Annotated in this window: 18 protein-coding genes; 16 read left to right on the top strand and 2 right to left on the bottom strand. The window is 31.4% G+C overall.

Features of this window, described 5'->3' with window-relative positions:
* The first annotated feature begins 125 nt into the window (after nt 1–125).
* Together ACNQGX_RS07725 and ACNQGX_RS07720 are read left to right on the top strand one after the other, a co-directional pair.
* Complete coding sequence (locus ACNQGX_RS07725) at nt 126–860, top strand: hypothetical protein (RefSeq protein ID WP_417975342.1); 735 nt, start codon at nt 126–128, stop codon at nt 858–860.
* 191 nt (nt 861–1,051) lie between these two features.
* On the top strand, nt 1,052–1,789 hold the full coding sequence (locus ACNQGX_RS07720) for a hypothetical protein (protein ID WP_417975341.1): 738 nt from the start codon (nt 1,052–1,054) through the stop codon (nt 1,787–1,789).
* A gap of 67 nt (nt 1,790–1,856) precedes the next feature.
* Here the strand turns inward: ACNQGX_RS07720 and ACNQGX_RS07715 are convergent, their stop codons facing one another.
* Nucleotides 1,857–2,333 (bottom strand): TspO/MBR family protein, encoded by a 477-nt coding sequence (locus ACNQGX_RS07715; RefSeq protein WP_417975340.1) that lies wholly within the window; start codon nt 2,331–2,333, stop codon nt 1,857–1,859.
* A gap of 228 nt (nt 2,334–2,561) precedes the next feature.
* Here ACNQGX_RS07715 and ACNQGX_RS07710 point away from each other — a divergent pair, with 228 nt between their 5' ends.
* The 11 genes from ACNQGX_RS07710 (at nt 2,562) to ACNQGX_RS07660 (ending at nt 14,124) form a co-directional block, all read left to right on the top strand.
* Nucleotides 2,562–3,680: a diphosphomevalonate decarboxylase gene (locus tag ACNQGX_RS07710; protein WP_417975339.1), complete on the top strand. Its 1,119-nt coding sequence runs from the start codon at nt 2,562–2,564 to the stop codon at nt 3,678–3,680.
* A gap of 42 nt (nt 3,681–3,722) precedes the next feature.
* On the top strand, nt 3,723–3,917 hold the full coding sequence (locus tag ACNQGX_RS07705) for a hypothetical protein (protein ID WP_417975338.1): 195 nt from the start codon (nt 3,723–3,725) through the stop codon (nt 3,915–3,917).
* 60 nt (nt 3,918–3,977) lie between these two features.
* Nucleotides 3,978–4,916: a mevalonate kinase family protein gene (locus ACNQGX_RS07700; RefSeq protein ID WP_131915547.1), complete on the top strand. Its 939-nt coding sequence runs from the start codon at nt 3,978–3,980 to the stop codon at nt 4,914–4,916.
* Nucleotides 4,917–5,290: 374 nt separating this feature from the next.
* Complete coding sequence (locus ACNQGX_RS07695; protein WP_417975337.1) at nt 5,291–6,724, top strand: sensor histidine kinase; 1,434 nt, start codon at nt 5,291–5,293, stop codon at nt 6,722–6,724.
* A 4-nt stretch (nt 6,725–6,728) separates the two neighbouring features.
* Nucleotides 6,729–7,115, top strand: coding sequence for a response regulator (locus ACNQGX_RS07690; protein WP_417975336.1), 387 nt, complete (start codon nt 6,729–6,731; stop codon nt 7,113–7,115).
* A gap of 216 nt (nt 7,116–7,331) precedes the next feature.
* On the top strand, nt 7,332–8,288 hold the full coding sequence (locus ACNQGX_RS07685) for a geranylgeranylglycerol-phosphate geranylgeranyltransferase (RefSeq protein ID WP_417975335.1): 957 nt from the start codon (nt 7,332–7,334) through the stop codon (nt 8,286–8,288).
* 271 nt (nt 8,289–8,559) lie between these two features.
* Nucleotides 8,560–9,468, top strand: a complete 909-nt coding sequence (locus tag ACNQGX_RS07680; RefSeq protein WP_417975334.1) for a pseudouridine synthase — start codon at nt 8,560–8,562, stop codon at nt 9,466–9,468.
* Between the two features lie 83 nt (nt 9,469–9,551).
* The gene (locus ACNQGX_RS07675; protein ID WP_131915552.1) at nt 9,552–9,914 is read left to right on the top strand and encodes a nuclear transport factor 2 family protein; all 363 of its coding nucleotides are present in this window, start codon (nt 9,552–9,554) and stop codon (nt 9,912–9,914) included.
* 205 nt (nt 9,915–10,119) lie between these two features.
* Nucleotides 10,120–11,886, top strand: a complete 1,767-nt coding sequence (locus tag ACNQGX_RS07670) for a DUF885 domain-containing protein (RefSeq protein WP_417975333.1) — start codon at nt 10,120–10,122, stop codon at nt 11,884–11,886.
* Nucleotides 11,873–12,586, top strand: a complete 714-nt coding sequence (locus tag ACNQGX_RS07665; protein WP_417975332.1) for a hypothetical protein — start codon at nt 11,873–11,875, stop codon at nt 12,584–12,586. Before ACNQGX_RS07670 ends, ACNQGX_RS07665 begins: the two co-directional genes overlap by 14 nt.
* Nucleotides 12,587–12,828: 242 nt before the next feature.
* Complete coding sequence (locus tag ACNQGX_RS07660; RefSeq protein WP_417975331.1) at nt 12,829–14,124, top strand: phage integrase SAM-like domain-containing protein; 1,296 nt, start codon at nt 12,829–12,831, stop codon at nt 14,122–14,124.
* A 131-nt stretch (nt 14,125–14,255) separates the two neighbouring features.
* On the opposite strand, the gene ACNQGX_RS07655 is transcribed toward ACNQGX_RS07660, so the two are convergent.
* Nucleotides 14,256–14,474 carry a helix-turn-helix domain-containing protein gene (locus ACNQGX_RS07655; RefSeq protein ID WP_417975330.1) on the bottom strand — a complete coding sequence of 73 codons (219 nt, stop codon included), beginning with the start codon at nt 14,472–14,474 and terminating at the stop codon, nt 14,256–14,258.
* 159 nt (nt 14,475–14,633) lie between these two features.
* Between ACNQGX_RS07655 and ACNQGX_RS07650 the strand changes: the two genes are divergently transcribed.
* The 3 genes from ACNQGX_RS07650 to ACNQGX_RS07640 are packed head-to-tail and all read left to right on the top strand — an operon-like array spanning nt 14,634 to nt 16,393.
* Entirely contained in the window at nt 14,634–15,041 is a 408-nt protein-coding gene (locus ACNQGX_RS07650) for a hypothetical protein (protein ID WP_417975329.1), read from the top strand.
* A 41-nt stretch (nt 15,042–15,082) separates the two neighbouring features.
* Nucleotides 15,083–15,265, top strand: coding sequence for a hypothetical protein (locus ACNQGX_RS07645; RefSeq protein WP_417975328.1), 183 nt, complete (start codon nt 15,083–15,085; stop codon nt 15,263–15,265).
* Nucleotides 15,266–15,268: 3 nt separating this feature from the next.
* Entirely contained in the window at nt 15,269–16,393 is a 1,125-nt protein-coding gene (locus tag ACNQGX_RS07640; RefSeq protein WP_417975327.1) for a hypothetical protein, read from the top strand.
* The last annotated feature ends 5 nt before the right edge of the window (nt 16,394–16,398 follow it).

The following is a 16,398-nucleotide window of genomic DNA, read 5'->3' as shown; positions in this document are numbered from 1 at the left end:
CTCGCATTCAAAGCGGCTACAAGACTTTAATTAAGAGAACTTTAGTTTTTGATTAACAGGAATTTATTATTCTGTTTTGATTTTCATAGAATGATTTCAATATGTTTGTAATCAAAATATTACGAATGATTAAAAACTACTTTTTTGTTTCCTTATTGGTTTTTGTATTTCAATCTGGTTTTTCACAAACCGAAAAATTAATTAGCGGCAAAGTCATGTTCGACAATTTCCTACTGAAAAATGTCGATGTAATCAATAAAACAACTCAAAAAAGTACTATTACAGATGACAAGGGTGAGTTTGTATTATCAGCCAAGGTCAATGATAGTATTATTTTTTACAGAAAAGAATATTATTTAAAAGGAATCAAATTAAGTCCAAACGATATTACGACCAATAACATATCAGTTTCAATGGTAAAAAAACCCGAAGAACTGGAAGAAATTATAATTAGACAAACTCCAAAGATTGATTGGAAATTAGACACTAAATGGGAACAAGTAAAAAGAGATGAGATTACTGCAGAAAGAGATGAAAAAAGATTAAAAAACACAAGGATTGACGACCTTTCCATTGATAAAGGACTGAATTTAGCTCGAATTGGAAAAACAATATTTAAACTTTTGGTAAAAGAAACACCTGGTGACAAAGCACCTCAAATTGAATTCAAACAATTGGCAAGAAGCAGCTGTGACGAAAAGTTTTATCTTGAAAACTTAAAATTAAAACCAGATGAAATAGACCTGTTTCTTCAATTTTGTGATGCAGATCCAAAATCGAAAACACTATTAGAGAACAATAATATCTTATCGATGATGGATTTTTTATATGCCAAGAACATTGAATTCAAAAAACTATAAAGACTTTAAAAAAAGAAAATTGTTTTCATTTACAATTTTCTACTACAAACTGAACTAAAAATGAAAGACTAAAGCAATTATCCTACAAGACTTTAATTAAGAGAACTTTAGTTTTTGATTAACAGGAATTTATTATTCTGTTTTGATTTTCATAGAATGATTTCAATATGTTTGTAATTAAAATATTACGAATGATTAAAAACTACTTTTTTGTTTCCTTATTGGTTTTTGTATTTCAATCTGGTTTTTCACAATCAGAAAAACTAATTAACGGTAAAGTTTTACACGAACAATTTCCTGTTGGAAAAGTCGAAGTTGCTAATTTCAGTTCTAAAAAAACTACCATTACAAATGCATCTGGAGAATTTTCTATGCTAGTAAAAGCGGGTGATGAACTCATTTTTATTTCAAAAGACCATGATATTAAAAAAATTGTATTGGATCAAAAGACCATTAACAAAAGTAATCTTATAATTTTGTTAATCCTAAAACCAGAACAATTAGAAGAAGTTGTGGTTACAAAAATGCCTTCCATTAAATTAAGTACCGATAAAGCGTATGAACAAGGAAAGCTGGATAAATTGGCTTTAGAGAAAGCTGCAAAAAGGCTAAAAACGGGTGTTTACGATGGAAGTATTGAAAACGGAATGGATTTTATGCGAATTGGCGGAATGATTTTAGGTCTATTCGTAAAAGAAAAAGAGAAAGTTAAAAAGACTGTTCCTCAAATTGAGTTTAAAGCATTAGCGACAACTACCTGCAATCACAAATTTTATATTGAAACTTTAAAATTAAAACCAGAGGAAATAGCTCTTTTTCTTCAATTTTGTGATGCAGATCCAAAATCGAAAACACTATTAGAGAACAGTAATATCTTATCGATGATGGATTTTTTATCGACCAAGAACATTGAATTTAAGAAGTTATAAGACTTTGCAAAATAATTTAGTTTTATCATTACAAGATTAACTGATCACTGCGACAGAAAACTGCCAATTATTTATTCAACCACCAAATACTTCCATTTAAAACGGCGGCAAAACTTACCCAAGCCAAATACGGAAGCAATAAATATCCTGCAATTTTATTGATTTTGGCAAATTGAATGTACGTTTCAAATATCATCAACCATAATACAATAATTTCTAAACCGGCTAACATTGGGTTGTGCAATCCAAAAAACAAATAGGACCACAATGCATTTAGTGCGAGTTGAATGGCAAAGAAAACCAACGCTTTTTTCACGACTTCTTTCTCCGCTTCTATTCGGTCCCAAACTAATCCTGCAGCAACACCCATCATTACATACAGCATACTCCAAACAGGCGCGAAAACCCAATTGGGTGGATTAAAACTTGGTTTTATCAGCGTTGGATACCAAGTTTCAATGCTTGATTTAGTCACCATTCCAGAGAAATAACCAATAGCAAGACAGGTAACAACAACAGCTAATATTCGGGTAATTTTATTCATTTTTATATTTTAAAATTTTTGAAATAGAATATTTTTCAAACCATATAAGCCATTTAAGAAAACATAAGTTAAAAAAAAGAGTATTAAACAAGCCCTTAGATGGACTTATACAACTTATATGGTTATTTTTTTATTGGCCAAATTTACTTAAATCTTTCTACCGATTAACCACATAAACGAATAAACAAATAAACCAAAAAAAGTATCTTTGCGTAAATTTTTAAATTCATGATTTCAGCAAAGGATTTTATTCCATCAAAATATACGCATTCGGTTGAAGAAGGAAATTTCCAGTGGAGCGCACCCAGTAACATTGCATTGGTGAAATATTGGGGGAAAAAGGACAATCAAATTCCTGCGAATCCTTCGGTAAGTTTTACGTTAAATAATTGTAAAACCATTACCAAACTGGCTTTCGCCAAAAAAGACATTTCTCCCGATAGCTATCGGGATGCGCTCAATGTGACGAGTAATAATTTCTCATTCGACTTGCTTTTTGAAGGACAACCAAAAGAAGATTTCAAACCAAAAATCCAAAAATTCCTAGAGCGAATTGAAATCTATTTACCGTTTTTAGCAGCCTATCATTTTACGATTGACACCCAAAACACCTTTCCGCACAGTTCCGGAATTGCTTCATCAGCATCAGGAATGGCGGCTTTGGCAATGAACCTAATGAGTTTAGAAAAAGCATTAAACCCAGCAATGACAGAGGAGTATTTCTTTCAAAAAGCGTCTTTCTTAGCACGTTTGGGTTCTGGTAGTGCTTGCAGAAGTGTAAAAGGAAGTGTTGTAGTTTGGGGAAATCACGCCAATATTGAAGGAAGTTCCGATTTTTTTGGCATTGAATTTCCAAATGCAATTCATGATAATTTTAAAAATTTTCAAGACACCATTTTATTGGTTGACAAAGGCGAAAAACAAGTTTCCAGCACCGTTGGACATGATTTAATGCACAACCATCCTTTTGCCGAAAGGCGATTTGCACAAGCGCATGAAAATTTAGACCAACTGATTTCTATTTTTGAAAACGGCAATCTGGAAGAATTCATCAAAATTGTGGAGAGTGAAGCCTTGACTTTACATGCCATGATGATGACCTCGATGCCTTATTTTATATTGATGAAACCGAACACATTACAGATTATAAATGCGATTTGGAAATTTAGAAATGAAACTAAAATTCCGGTTTGCTTCACGCTGGATGCCGGTGCAAATGTGCATGTTTTATATCCTGAAAATGTAGCGGTTACTGTTTTACAATTTATTAAGAACGAATTAGTTGGCTATTGTCAAAATGGTCAGTACATTTGTGACGAAATTGGAAATGGAGCTTTGTTGAATTAATTTGTTTTTTTCCTATCTTTATTTCTTTAAAGAGCTGAAAATATGGACATTCAATCCGAGAAATTAGAATTGATCAAAATGTTGTTAGAAACTGACGACAAGGCCATAATCGAGGCTATAAAAATTATTTTCAACTCTCCAAAAAAAGATGTCTGGAAAGAACTATCTCCCGAACAACAGGAAGAAATTGATCTTGAAATTCAAGAGGCAAATCGTGGAGACCAAGTTGATTTATAAAAAAATTATTTGTCACAATATATAATTACCAACCCCAAATTGTTAATTTACAATCTAAATATGAAAGGACCTTTATTTTACTCAAAAATATTACTCTTTGGAGAATACGGAATCATTCGTGACTCAAAAGGGTTGTCTATTCCTTATAATTTTTACAACGGTGCGCTTAAAAGAGATGAAAACCCGTCTGAAGAAGCCATCAAATCAAATGGAAATTTGAGACGTTTTGTTATCTATTTGGAAACGTTACAAAACGAACAGCCTGATTTAGTCACTTTCGATTTAGATACGTTAAAAAATGATGTTGAAACCGGAATGTATTTTGATTCCAGCATTCCTCAAGGCTATGGTGTAGGCAGCAGTGGCGCACTTGTAGCAGCTATTTATGATAAATATGCACAAAATAAAATCACGGTTCTGGAAAATTTAACTCGTGAAAAATTATTGCAATTAAAAAACATCTTTTCTCAAATGGAGAGTTTTTTCCACGGAAAAAGTTCTGGTTTAGATCCTTTAAACAGTTATTTGAGCATTCCAATACTGATCAATTCTAAAGACAATATTCAAGCAACAGGAATTCCGAATCAAAGTTTTGACGGGAAAGGCGCTGTATTTTTGTTGGATTCCGGTATTGTGGGCGAAACCGCTCCGATGGTCAACATTTTCATGGAAAACCTGAAAGACAAAGGTTTCCGTACTATGTTGAAAAATCAATTTGTGAAATACACTGATGCTTGTGTGGAAAATTTCCTTGGTGGTGACATGAAATCATTGTTCATGAACACTAAAAAATTATCAAAAGTGGTTTTGAATAACTTCAAACCAATGATTCCGGAACAATTTCACGGAATCTGGCAACAAGGAATTGACAGCAATGATTATTATTTAAAATTATGTGGTTCTGGTGGTGGCGGTTACATCTTGGGCTTCACTGAAGATTTAGAAAAAGCCAAAGCTTCCCTGAAGGATTATAAACTAGAAGTAGTGTATCAGTTCTAGAAACTTCTAACTTTAAACTACTGCAAATTTAAACTGACAGCCCAATTCTATATATTGAATGCTGTCCGTTTGCTATCCTTATTATTGCATCTATTCCATTTGTTTTTTGAATACAATTCTATTTCTCACTAGAAAATCATGAATTTACGGGGCTAAAGTTGTCTTGTAACATTCGTATTTCTTCATGGTTCTGTGGCAATACCGTATATTGAGAAGCCTGTTTTTTTTTCGACAAAAAACTTTGAAATAAAAAATCAAATTATTCTGCATAAAAAAATTAAAATAAATTTAAACAAAATCTTACATTTCAATAGAAAAACATCTTATCTTTAAGCATCTGATTTTTTTGCCCTACTACCTACAAAAAAAGCTATATGTCTGAAAGTAAAATAATTGAAAGTTTTAAGCTACGCAATATTTTCATACCTCTGATTATAGTAATTCTATCTTGCTCTTCGTTGATTATCATCAACTACCTGACTATTAAAATCTTGTCAGCATCCAGAGCGTATGTAAATGGAGAATCCCATTATTCAAAAGGGCAAAAAGATGCAGCCCGCCACCTTATCACCTACCTTTATACTAAAGATCCCATTCAATGGAAATTGTTCAACGAAGAATTAAGTGTTCCGAAAGGAGATGGTATTGCGCGAATTGGTTTGACCAATAATGATGACATTAACACCATTAAAAATGGATTAAGGGCTGGCAGAAACCACGAGAAAGATTTGGATGATATGGTTTGGCTATTTAGACATTTCCACGCTGTTCCTTTCTTGGCAAAAGCTATTAATGAATGGAAAAAAGCTGACTATTTAATTGACCAACTTGCTTCGATTGGAAATGAAGCCAATAAAAAAATAAGCGCTAATACTTCAAAATCAGACGACAGGCAAAAAATTCTCCAAAGGATAAACATCATTACTGATAAATTAACAATAAATGAGCGTAATTTCTCTGATGCACTTGGAGAAGGCACTCGCTTAATTAAAACCTATCTTCTTTTTACCAATATCTTTTTTACTCTGATGATCATTGGAAGTGTAAGCCTTTACTATTCTGTAATGGTTAACAGACTAAGACGCTCGAAACAGGAAACAGAGGATAAAAACAGGAATTTAATAATAGCCAATAAGGAGCTTGACAAGTTTGTTTACAGTGCTTCACATGATCTAAGGTCTCCTATCTCTTCTTTAAAAGGATTAATTGAAATTGTGAAATTAGAAGATGATCTGGATCAAATTAGGGATTATTTAGACCTAATGCATCAAAGCCTTGATAAGCAAGATCAATTTATAAGAGAGATAATCGATTATTCGAGAAATAAGAGAAAAAAAATAACCGTTGCTTCCGTTAGTTTAAATAAAGTTATAGATGAGATTATTGCTCAACATCTATATATTAAAGGGACGAATGAAATTGCTATCAAAAAAGAATTATCAGTTGATGAAGTTTTTAGTGACGGCTTGAGACTGAAAATTATTTTAAATAATTTATTGTCAAATGCCATCAAATATACTGACGAAAGCAAAGAAAAAAAATACATTTCAATTAAAACGTATGCCAAAGGGGAATTTTACAAAATAGAAATTGAAGACAATGGCATCGGAATTAATAATGAATACCATGTCAAAATTTTTGAAATGTTTTTTGTGACTAACAACAACAAGAAAGGCTCCGGTTTAGGTCTCTATTTAGTAAAAGAAGCTGTTGAAAATCTTAATGGAAACATAACCGTAGATTCTAAAATGAATATTGGAAGTAAATTTATAGTAACGATACCGAAACAATATGAGGCCCAATTATAAAATTTTGATAATTGACGACAATACAATTGATCAAATTGTCACCAAACAATTACTAAAAAAAACACTTGACATAACTGATGTAAGTACTGCCAATAATGGCAAAGAAGGAATTCAATGGCTTATTGATCACGGAAAGAGTTTTGAAGAATCTCTAATTATTCTATTAGACATTAAAATGCCCGAAATGGATGGATTCGAATTCCTTTTGGAATATGAAACGCTACCCGAAGAATTGAAAAAGAAAACTCAAATTTTCATGCTTTCCTCTACATTAGATCCTAATGATATTACACAAGCAAAAAATAATAAATATGTAAAAACGCTTTTAAGCAAACCTTTACCAATTAAAGAATTTGGAGAAATGATTTATCCTGATTCTTCTCCAAAATAGTACAATCATTTTTGAATCAAATGAAATCAGAATTATTGCTACTATATTTTCCATAAATAATGGTGCTATTTCACAATATCCTCTTAAAAGAATTCCCATGAGTGTGTTTTTGCAAAGAAATCAAGTTGATTTTAAAAACAAAATCCTAAATTTGAGCATAAATAGGCAAGTTTGCTATACCATTGTAAAAACTTGACAAAAAACTACTACTAAAAAATGTTAAGCAGGCAACATAAGCTTTTAGTGATGAAAATCATCAGTTTATTTTCTGTTGTCAGAGGGTATAACATTCCAATAATAATTTTGGCGCAATACCTTTCGGCAATATTTATTCTGGCTCCCGAAAAAAGAGCGCTTGACATCCTACTCGATTTCAATTTATTTATACTTGTTTTTGCCTCTTCACTCACGATAGCCTCAGGATATATTATCAATAACTTTTATGACAGTCGAAAAGATTTAATCAATCGCCCTAATAAGTCGATGCTGGATCGATTAGTGAGTCAAAAAACCAAACTGAGCGTCTATTTTACACTCAATTTTATTGTGGCTTTAATAGCTATGTTTGTTTCCTGGCGCGTATTTTTATTCTTTTCAGGGTATATATTTTCCATTTGGTTTTATTCCCATAAAATAAAAAAATATCCGATAATAGGGAATTTAACTGCTGCATTACTGGCTGTTTTACCTTTTTTTGCGATACTGTTGTATTTTTACAATCAGATTCCGTTTGAAGAAATCGAAAATTACAAAAGACAACTTGGAGTAATTTTTTCTCATGCTTCTTTTTTGTTTCTACTATTATTGATTCGAGAAATGATTAAGGATTTAGAAAACCTAAAAGGTGATTTAGCCAATGATTACAAAACGATTCCAATTGTTTATGGCGAAGAAATATCCAAAAAAATCATTACTGTTTTGACAATTCTAACTGTATTCCCAGTTTACGCTTTAATCGAAATTTACGATGTGGGTTATATGGATATTTATTTTTATTCCTGTCTCATCAGTCTGATTTTTTTCTTGACCTACTTGTGGAAATCAAACACAAAAGCACAATTCCTGTTACTTCATAATGTCCTCAAATTCCTTATCGTAGCTGGCGTTTTTTGTATTGTATTGATTAATCCGAGTGTTTTATGGCACGGAAAAAGATTATTGATGACGGTTTAGATTATTTCTGCTTTGGGATTATAAAAGGTTGAAAACAATTTTCTCAACAACTCCCAAATTCCTCCATTTGGTTAGCCCCGATAGCAATGGAAATCCTTTATATTTTTTCTTTAAAAATATAAAGATTGTAATGAATAGCGGGAATAGCTCCAAAAAATGAAACTAAAACGTATTAATTAGCTTATTAACTAGATAGTTAGCGTTTTTATAATTGGCTGTTATTGATTGTCAACTATATAAATAGTATCTTTGCACAAATTATTGGAATATTATGAATAACAAGGAAGGCAATAATAAGAAAAGTGGTCCAAGAGCAAGTAGCTCAAGACCAAGTTCGAATAAGCCAAAACCTGCCATGCAGAAGCGCGCTCAAGGGCCGAAAAAAATTAAAGTAAATACTAAAGTTGCCGATATCGCTACTGATAAAGTAGAGAAAAAACCAAATCAAGCACCAAAGAGACCGAAAGTAAAAGACGAAATTCGTTTGAATAAATACATTGCTAATTCTGGTGCGTGCTCGCGTCGTGATGCTGATATTTATATTCAATCCGGGACCGTGAAAGTAAACGGTATTCCTGTTACCGAAATGGGATACATGGTAAAACCGGGAGATGTTGTGAATTTTGACGGTGCCACTTTGACACCGGAGAAAAAAGTGTACATCTTACTGAATAAACCAAAAAACTTTACGACAGCCATGGACGAAGGTCAGGAATATCGTAATGTATTGGAATTAGTTAAAGGTTCTACGACTGCAAAAATTGGTGCAGTTGGAAGAATGGACAAGAACACAACTGGATTGTTATTGTTCACGAATGATACGGATATGATTCGTAAGTTTACGTTACCAAGTCAAAAATCATCTAAAATCTACCAAGTTTCACTAGACAAAAACTTGAAATTTGAGGATTTAGAAAAAATAAACAAAGGTTTGACACTTGACGGACACCGCGTTTTTGTGGAAGATGTAAGCTACATTGATGGTGAAGCAAAAAGCGAAATTGGCTTGCAATTAAGATCGGCTAACGTGAAAGTGGTTCGTTCTATTTTCGAACACTTTAGTTATGATGTGTTGCGAATTGACAGGGTTGCTTTTGCTGGTTTAACCAAAAAGAATTTGCCAAGAGGAAACTGGAGATTACTGACCGAACAAGAAATTATCAATTTGAAGAACGTTTAATATTTCTTTGAAATTATAGCAATAAAATCCCTTTCGCATAAAGCGAAAAGGGATTTTTTAATTAAAAACAAATCCTAATTACCATGACACCAGAAAAACTACAATCAATTGCTTTTAAATGGTTTGAAACTTTTAACAATAAAGAATTAGAAAAACTATTGTCTTTATATGATGAAGATGCTGTCCATTTCAGCCCGAAACTAAAAATGTACAAACCGGAAACTAACGGTTTTGTTACTGGTAAAGAGGCGCTGCGAGAATGGTGGCAGGATGCTTTTGAGCGTTTACCCAGTTTAAATTATAAAGTGAAATCACTGACCGCAAATGGCGACCGCGTTTTTATGGAATATATTCGAACGGTTGTTGGTGAAGAAGACTTACTGGTGGCGGAAGTTTTAGACATCAAAGAAAATAAAATAATTGCGTCCCGAGTATATCACGGATAAAATCTCCTTTTTATTTCAATTCAGTTTTTAATAGAATTTAGAAAAACAGAACATCAAAATCGCATTCGCTTTAAACCGAATGGGATTTTTCTTTTGAGACAAGCATTGGAAACAGAAAAAGTCCCTATTTAAAGATAGCAATATATTTGGTCAATAATTCATTTTTTTTGGTAAATTAGCTACAATTATTTAACAATCAATCATTATGAGAAAAATAACCATTGTTTTTATTACATCAATTATTTCATTAGTACTGGTAAACTGTAAATCCAAAGACAAAAAAGAAGATTTTAGTACCTTGACCAAAAACTATTTTGACGACAGAAATGCGATGAGTCCTTTGGATGCCACGCAAAATGGTCAATATGAGTATAACGATCAGTTGCAATTTGAAATGACGGATAGCTACAGAAAGTCGCAAGAAGCTTTTTTTGATAAATATCAAACTGCTCTAAAAACTATTGATAAAGAAAGCTTATCCGAAGAAGAAAAAAACAGCTACGAAATCATCAAATGGGAAGTTGAGATTGGTAAAGATTTACTAAAACAACCTACAAACCTCATGCCTGTTCATCAATTTTGGGGAACACACCTAACAATGGGACAATTTGCGGGAGGAACCAGCGCACAACCTTTTAAAACCGAAAAAGACTACACTAATTTCCTGAAAAGAATGGACAAATACTCCGTTTGGATCGATTCGGCAATGGTGTATATGAAAAAAGGAATAGCAAAAGGAATTGTGCTGCCTAAATCATTAACAACCAAATTGATTCCACAATTTGCTGAAATGGCAACGCCAAAAATTGAAGATAATTTATTTTACTCGTCGATAAAACTGATGCCTGCTTCTTTTTCTGATGCTGTAAAAAAAGACTTAACCACAAAATATACGGCTACCATCAATGACAAATTGATTCCGCAATACAAGAAAATGGCTGATTTCCTGACCAAGGAATACCTTCCTGCATCAAGAGCAACCAGCGGAATAGGAAGCTTCCCTTTTGGAAAGGATTTGTATGCAACGCATGTAAAACAATGGACTACAACCGAAATGACCCCGGAGGAAATTCATGAATTGGGATTAAAAGAAGTAGCTCGATTAAATGCCGAAATGGAAAAAGTAAAAACTCAAGTAGGTTTCAAAGGAACTTTAGTACAATTTTTCGAAGAAGTTAGAAACAAAAAAGAGCTAAAACCTTTCACAAAACCAGAAGAGGTTATTGCTAATTTTCAAAGTATTTATACCCGAATAAAACCGAATGTAGACAAATTATTCGCACTGCAACCCAAAACAAAATTTGAAATCAGAAGAACGGAAGCTTTTAGAGAAAAAACGGCGAGTGCCGAATACATGCAAGGAACGGCAGACGGTTCGCGTCCCGGTATTTTTTATGTTCCAATCCCTGATGTAGCCAATTATAATCTTTATGGAGATGAAGATTTATTTTTACACGAAGCCATTCCAGGACATCACTTCCAAATTTCATTGCAACAAGAAAATGCCAGTCTTCCAGATTTTAGAAAATTCAATTGGTTTGGTGCTTATGGTGAAGGCTGGGCTTTATACACCGAAAGTTTAGGTAAAGAGCTTGGATTGTACCAAGATCCGTATCAATATTTTGGAATGCTCGGTAATGAAATGCACAGAGCAGTCCGATTAGTCGTGGACACTGGATTACACTCCAAAGGTTGGACAAGAGAGCAGGCTATCAAATATTCGCTAGCAAACGAAGCCGAAAGTGAAGCGAGTATCATTCCGGAAATAGAGCGCTATATGGCTATTCCAGGACAAGCTTTGTCTTATAAAATAGGACAATTAAAGATTATAGAACTTCGTAAAAAAGCGGAAGTTAAAATGGGTGCGAAATTTGACATTAAGAAATTCCACGAGAAAGTATTGGAATCCGGAGTAATGCCATTAGCATTACTGGAAAACAAAATTAATGCTTGGATAAATGAATCTAGATAAATTAAAGACTATGAAAAAACTATTGATTAACACACTATTGCTGTTTTTCGCAGTATTTAATGGCAACGCACAAGGAATTCTAGACGTAATTGACCCTACCTTCTCAGGTGCTTTACTTAGGAATTCTGTTTTAAACAAGAAAGACTTGACTAAAACAGAAGGCTCTAAATACTTTGTTGAAGAATTTAGATTAGCCGAAGTTTCAGGTATTTCACAAAAAATAATGGTTCGCTACAATGCGTTGACAGATATTATAGAAGTTCAGAATGATAAAAAAGAGCTTTTCTCACTAACGAAAAAGGATCCTTTCAACACCATAACTATTATTCCTTTCACCGATAAAATCAAGCTTTTAAATTACAAAACTAAAGAGGGAGAAGCAAATGGATATTTAGTAGAATTATTTAATCAAAACGAAGTTGCATTATACAGAAGAGATAGAATTAGCCTTCAAAAGGAAAAAGAAGCTATTAATTCATATACAGTTGCCACACCCGCAAGATATGTTAAAACAAATGACGAATACTTTTTGAGTTTAAAAAATGAAAACGCTATAGTAATGCCAAAAAACAAGAAAGAACTTCAAGATCTCTTTCCAATGAAAAAAGAAGAAATTGCAATTTACCTTAAGGATAACAAATTCTCTTTAAAAGATAAAAAGAGTATTATTGAAATTGCAAAATTCATATCTAAATTTTAATTCTCTAGTATAAAAAAAGCTTCTCAATTGAGAAGCTTTTTTTTGTGCGGATAATAGGAGTCACACCCTACGTTTCATTAGATTAACCAAGATTTAAAAAATCAACACAACACCCATAAATACAACACTTTACAACAAAGTTAATTTAAATTAATTCCACAATATAAACATTCATTAACTAAATTTAGGGTAGTTATTAGGGGAATGAAATATTATTCTTATCTTTGATAAAAAGATAAATTATGGCATCTGGTAAATTTAGATTGAATACTAATAATGATTGGAACACCATTTTTTTCAGATTCAAACAAGGAAAACAATTCGACATTGAGACCTCAATGGGCATCAAAGCACCTAAAGGAAGATGGAGCGATGCGAAACAAGAAATCCTAACCACAAAAGAAGTCAATTACAAAGATATAAATGTAAAACTTAAAGAATTTGAAGCATACATTAGTAAAGAATTTGAAAACAGCAAGCTTGCTAATGAATCTATATTAATAAATAGCAAATGGCTTAAAGAAAAGATCGATATTTTTTTTAATCGCGAAACTGAAAATAAAAAAACCAACGAAAAGCTATTTTTAGCAAATTTTATAGAATCATTTATTGAAGAAGCTAAAACTAAAAGAACTAAGAGAGGCACACCCGTGAAGCCAAGAACAATCCAGTATTATAACACTACTTTAAATAAGATAACTGCTTTTGAGACTTTTATAGGCATTAAATTGAAACTTTCCGAAATTGATTTAAATTTTCATGAAAAATTTATAAACTATCTAGAAACAGAGGAAATCTTAAACGAAAACACAATAGGGGGTTTTATTGATACAATAAAGCTGTTTTGCGGAAATGCAAGTAAAAAAGAACTGAATGTTTGCAAAGATTATAAATTAACTGAATTTTATTCTCCTTCAAATAAAACTAAAGATATTTACTTAAAAGATTCAGAGATAAATTTAATTTACAATACAAAATTTGAACAAGATTATCTTGAAAATACTAAAGACTGGTTTATCATTGGAGCGAGAACTGGTTTTCGAATTTCAGATTTTTTACAGTTAGAAAAAGATAACTTAGACGATGGATTCATTTATAAAGAAACATTCAAAACTGAATTTCCTGTTATAATTCCTATTCACGAACAGGTACAAGAAATTTTAGACAAGAGAAACGGCGAGTTTCCAAGAAAAATAAGCGACCAAAAATTTAATAAATATGTGAAAGAAGTGGCTGAAATTGCTGGATTAACAGAACTGACAGAGGGAGCTAAGATGGTGACGAAAGAAATCACTAAAGATGGAAAAAAGAAAAAAATTAGTAGAAAAAAATTTGGAAGTTATCCTAAATATGAATTAGTTAGTTCTCATGCTTGCAGAAGAAGTTTTGCTACAAATTTATATGGCAAAATAGACACTCTTACTATTATGAAAATAACTGGGCATCAGAGTGAAAAAATTTTCTTAGAATATATTAAAATAACCCCCAAAGAATATGCTGAAAAACTCAAAGCTTTTTGGAAAAATAACAGTTTGTAAACCCAAACCAACAACCACAACATAAAAGCGCAAAATTCAAACAGTTTAGTTTGCGAGTTAATGAATATTCAATCAAAGCATTGCGGTACTAATATAATACTACAATCAATAACAGTATTTTTAGTATGGTATTAGAATAAATCTCTTATCTCAATTTTAAGAGCTTTGCAGATTTTATGTAGTGTTGTGATAGAAGTGCTTATTTCTCCTCGTTCAATTCTTCCGACTTGATTTCTAGGTATATTGGCATCATAGGATAATGTTTCTTGAGATAGATTTATTTCCAATCTTCTCATTCTGATTTTATCTCCCACTGATTTTACTAATTCAATTTCGTCATTTTCTATCACAGTTTAAAATTGCACATTCCTTTAAAATTTACTTGACACATATTTGTGTCTTAAGAAGATTTTTTCTAATATTTGTAAAAAAAATAGGCTTTTACGTAAAACCGTAAGGAATATAAAATAGACCGTTATATACTTGTAAAAATTTAAACTTAAAATATTATGAAAAAATTACTTTTTGCTTTTACAGCTTTTTTACTGTTTTCTTGTTCTAATTCCGATGATGATAATGGTAGTAATTCGTCAAATTCAGATTTCCATCCGCCTGCTTGGATTCAGGGAACTTGGATACAGGAAGGAAGCACTGCTTCAATTAATAATGGGTTCAGTTTCAGTTCTAGTGATTTATGCACCTTACTTTTAACAACAGAACAATGCCAAAAAGGACTTATTGACTTAATTCGTAAGAGTGGTCAAGCAGTAACAGTTAATGAAACTATTACAAGTACTTCTTATACTGCTAAAATAACCTATTATGGTGGTCAGTCCGTAACATATTCATTTAGAAAATTATCCAATACTAGCATTGAGTATATGGCTGTTAGTGGTTCTGTTTTTATTAAACAATAATATCTTAAATATCCTTTATTAAAAACTAAAAAACAAAAATTATGCAAACATTAAAAATTATTTTCGGAGTTATTTTAGCAATTGCAGCAATAAATGTAATTATAACAATGGCTGGAGAAGAGCAAGGCGCAGGTTTAGCGGGAGCGGTAACTGGTTTTTTAATATTAGGTGGATTCGCTGGTTGGCTCATCTATAGTGGAATACAAAAAAATAAAAAAAAATAAAATATGTCAAGAAGAGATGACGGTTGTTACAGTATTATTGGAGTTATTGGATTTGTAGTTTATTCTATAAAAATAGCCTTTGATGGTCAATATATACCTTTAATAATTGTTTTACTAATTGCATTCGTTATTTGGGTTTTAGATTTAATTCAAAAATCTAAACAAAAAAAATTGTATGAACAAACTGAAATTAAAGAAAGTCCAAACCACATTGAAGATAATAAATCTAAATATTATCTAATTATTGTCATAATTATAATTGGAGTCATTGTATCATCAATTTTCAAATCTCAAAGAAATACGTATAATGAACAGGAAAATAATAATAAAACTGAAATTGAAGAACCTGAAATAATAATTCAAGATACAATTTCAAATGAAAAACTAAAAAAAGAAATAGTTTGGTCAAATGAAAATTTGTCAAATTTTAATTTTAAACTTCCAGAAAATTTTATTTTACAGGAAGAAATGTCAAATAAAAACACAAAGATTTATGTAGATATTAATTCCAATTTATCATTTAATGTAGCAAGAGGAATAATTCCTGATGATGCAGAATTTAAAAGCATAGATGATATTTCTCAAAATATTACAGCTTTTGCAATTTCTATAAATGACAATAATAAATTAAATTTTGATGATTTTAGACTGATAGATTATAAAATTGAACCGTTAGGTAATTTAAAAGCGATTAAGATTGAACAAACTTCCACTAAAGTTTCTGGAAAGAACATTGAAATGTTGGTAACAAATTACAACTTAATTTCTGATTCCTCTTACTACAATATAACTTATGCGTATCCTAAAGATAGTTTAAAATTCAAAATTGATTTTGAAAGAATAAAAAAATCATTTGATTTTGAAAATACGCAAAATAATCAACAAACTAGTGAAGTTAATCAAAACACAGAATTAGGAAATTATAATATCATAGAATACATCAATGAAAGAGTATATTTTTATAATAAACCCGATGAATTATATAAAAGAAAAGGATATTTAACTAGTGGAGACATAGTTTATGTTGAGGAAATAGTAAATGATTTTGGTTATGTAAATTTTACAAATTCAAAAGGTTTAAATAGTAAAGGTTGGATAAAAATGATATTCCTCGAAAAAAAAAACTAAATAGA

The organism is Flavobacterium glycogeni, from assembly GCF_048286775.1.
Taxonomy (GTDB): domain Bacteria; phylum Bacteroidota; class Bacteroidia; order Flavobacteriales; family Flavobacteriaceae; genus Flavobacterium.
Note: the sequence above shows the minus strand (reverse complement) of the source record. Positions and strands in the feature narration are given on the sequence as shown.

Coding starts and splice junctions, on each gene's coding strand:
- ACNQGX_RS07725 (WP_417975342.1), top strand. CDS start 126: ATGATTAAAAACTACTTTTTTGTTTCCTTATTGGTTTTTGTATTTCAA.
- ACNQGX_RS07720 (WP_417975341.1), top strand. CDS start 1,052: ATGATTAAAAACTACTTTTTTGTTTCCTTATTGGTTTTTGTATTTCAA.
- ACNQGX_RS07715 (WP_417975340.1), bottom strand. CDS start 2,333: ATGAATAAAATTACCCGAATATTAGCTGTTGTTGTTACCTGTCTTGCT.
- ACNQGX_RS07710 (WP_417975339.1), top strand. CDS start 2,562: ATGATTTCAGCAAAGGATTTTATTCCATCAAAATATACGCATTCGGTT.
- ACNQGX_RS07705 (WP_417975338.1), top strand. CDS start 3,723: ATGGACATTCAATCCGAGAAATTAGAATTGATCAAAATGTTGTTAGAA.
- ACNQGX_RS07700 (WP_131915547.1), top strand. CDS start 3,978: ATGAAAGGACCTTTATTTTACTCAAAAATATTACTCTTTGGAGAATAC.
- ACNQGX_RS07695 (WP_417975337.1), top strand. CDS start 5,291: ATGTCTGAAAGTAAAATAATTGAAAGTTTTAAGCTACGCAATATTTTC.
- ACNQGX_RS07685 (WP_417975335.1), top strand. CDS start 7,332: ATGTTAAGCAGGCAACATAAGCTTTTAGTGATGAAAATCATCAGTTTA.
- ACNQGX_RS07680 (WP_417975334.1), top strand. CDS start 8,560: ATGAATAACAAGGAAGGCAATAATAAGAAAAGTGGTCCAAGAGCAAGT.
- ACNQGX_RS07675 (WP_131915552.1), top strand. CDS start 9,552: ATGACACCAGAAAAACTACAATCAATTGCTTTTAAATGGTTTGAAACT.
- ACNQGX_RS07670 (WP_417975333.1), top strand. CDS start 10,120: ATGAGAAAAATAACCATTGTTTTTATTACATCAATTATTTCATTAGTA.
- ACNQGX_RS07665 (WP_417975332.1), top strand. CDS start 11,873: ATGAATCTAGATAAATTAAAGACTATGAAAAAACTATTGATTAACACA.
- ACNQGX_RS07660 (WP_417975331.1), top strand. CDS start 12,829: ATGGCATCTGGTAAATTTAGATTGAATACTAATAATGATTGGAACACC.
- ACNQGX_RS07650 (WP_417975329.1), top strand. CDS start 14,634: ATGAAAAAATTACTTTTTGCTTTTACAGCTTTTTTACTGTTTTCTTGT.
- ACNQGX_RS07645 (WP_417975328.1), top strand. CDS start 15,083: ATGCAAACATTAAAAATTATTTTCGGAGTTATTTTAGCAATTGCAGCA.
- ACNQGX_RS07640 (WP_417975327.1), top strand. CDS start 15,269: ATGTCAAGAAGAGATGACGGTTGTTACAGTATTATTGGAGTTATTGGA.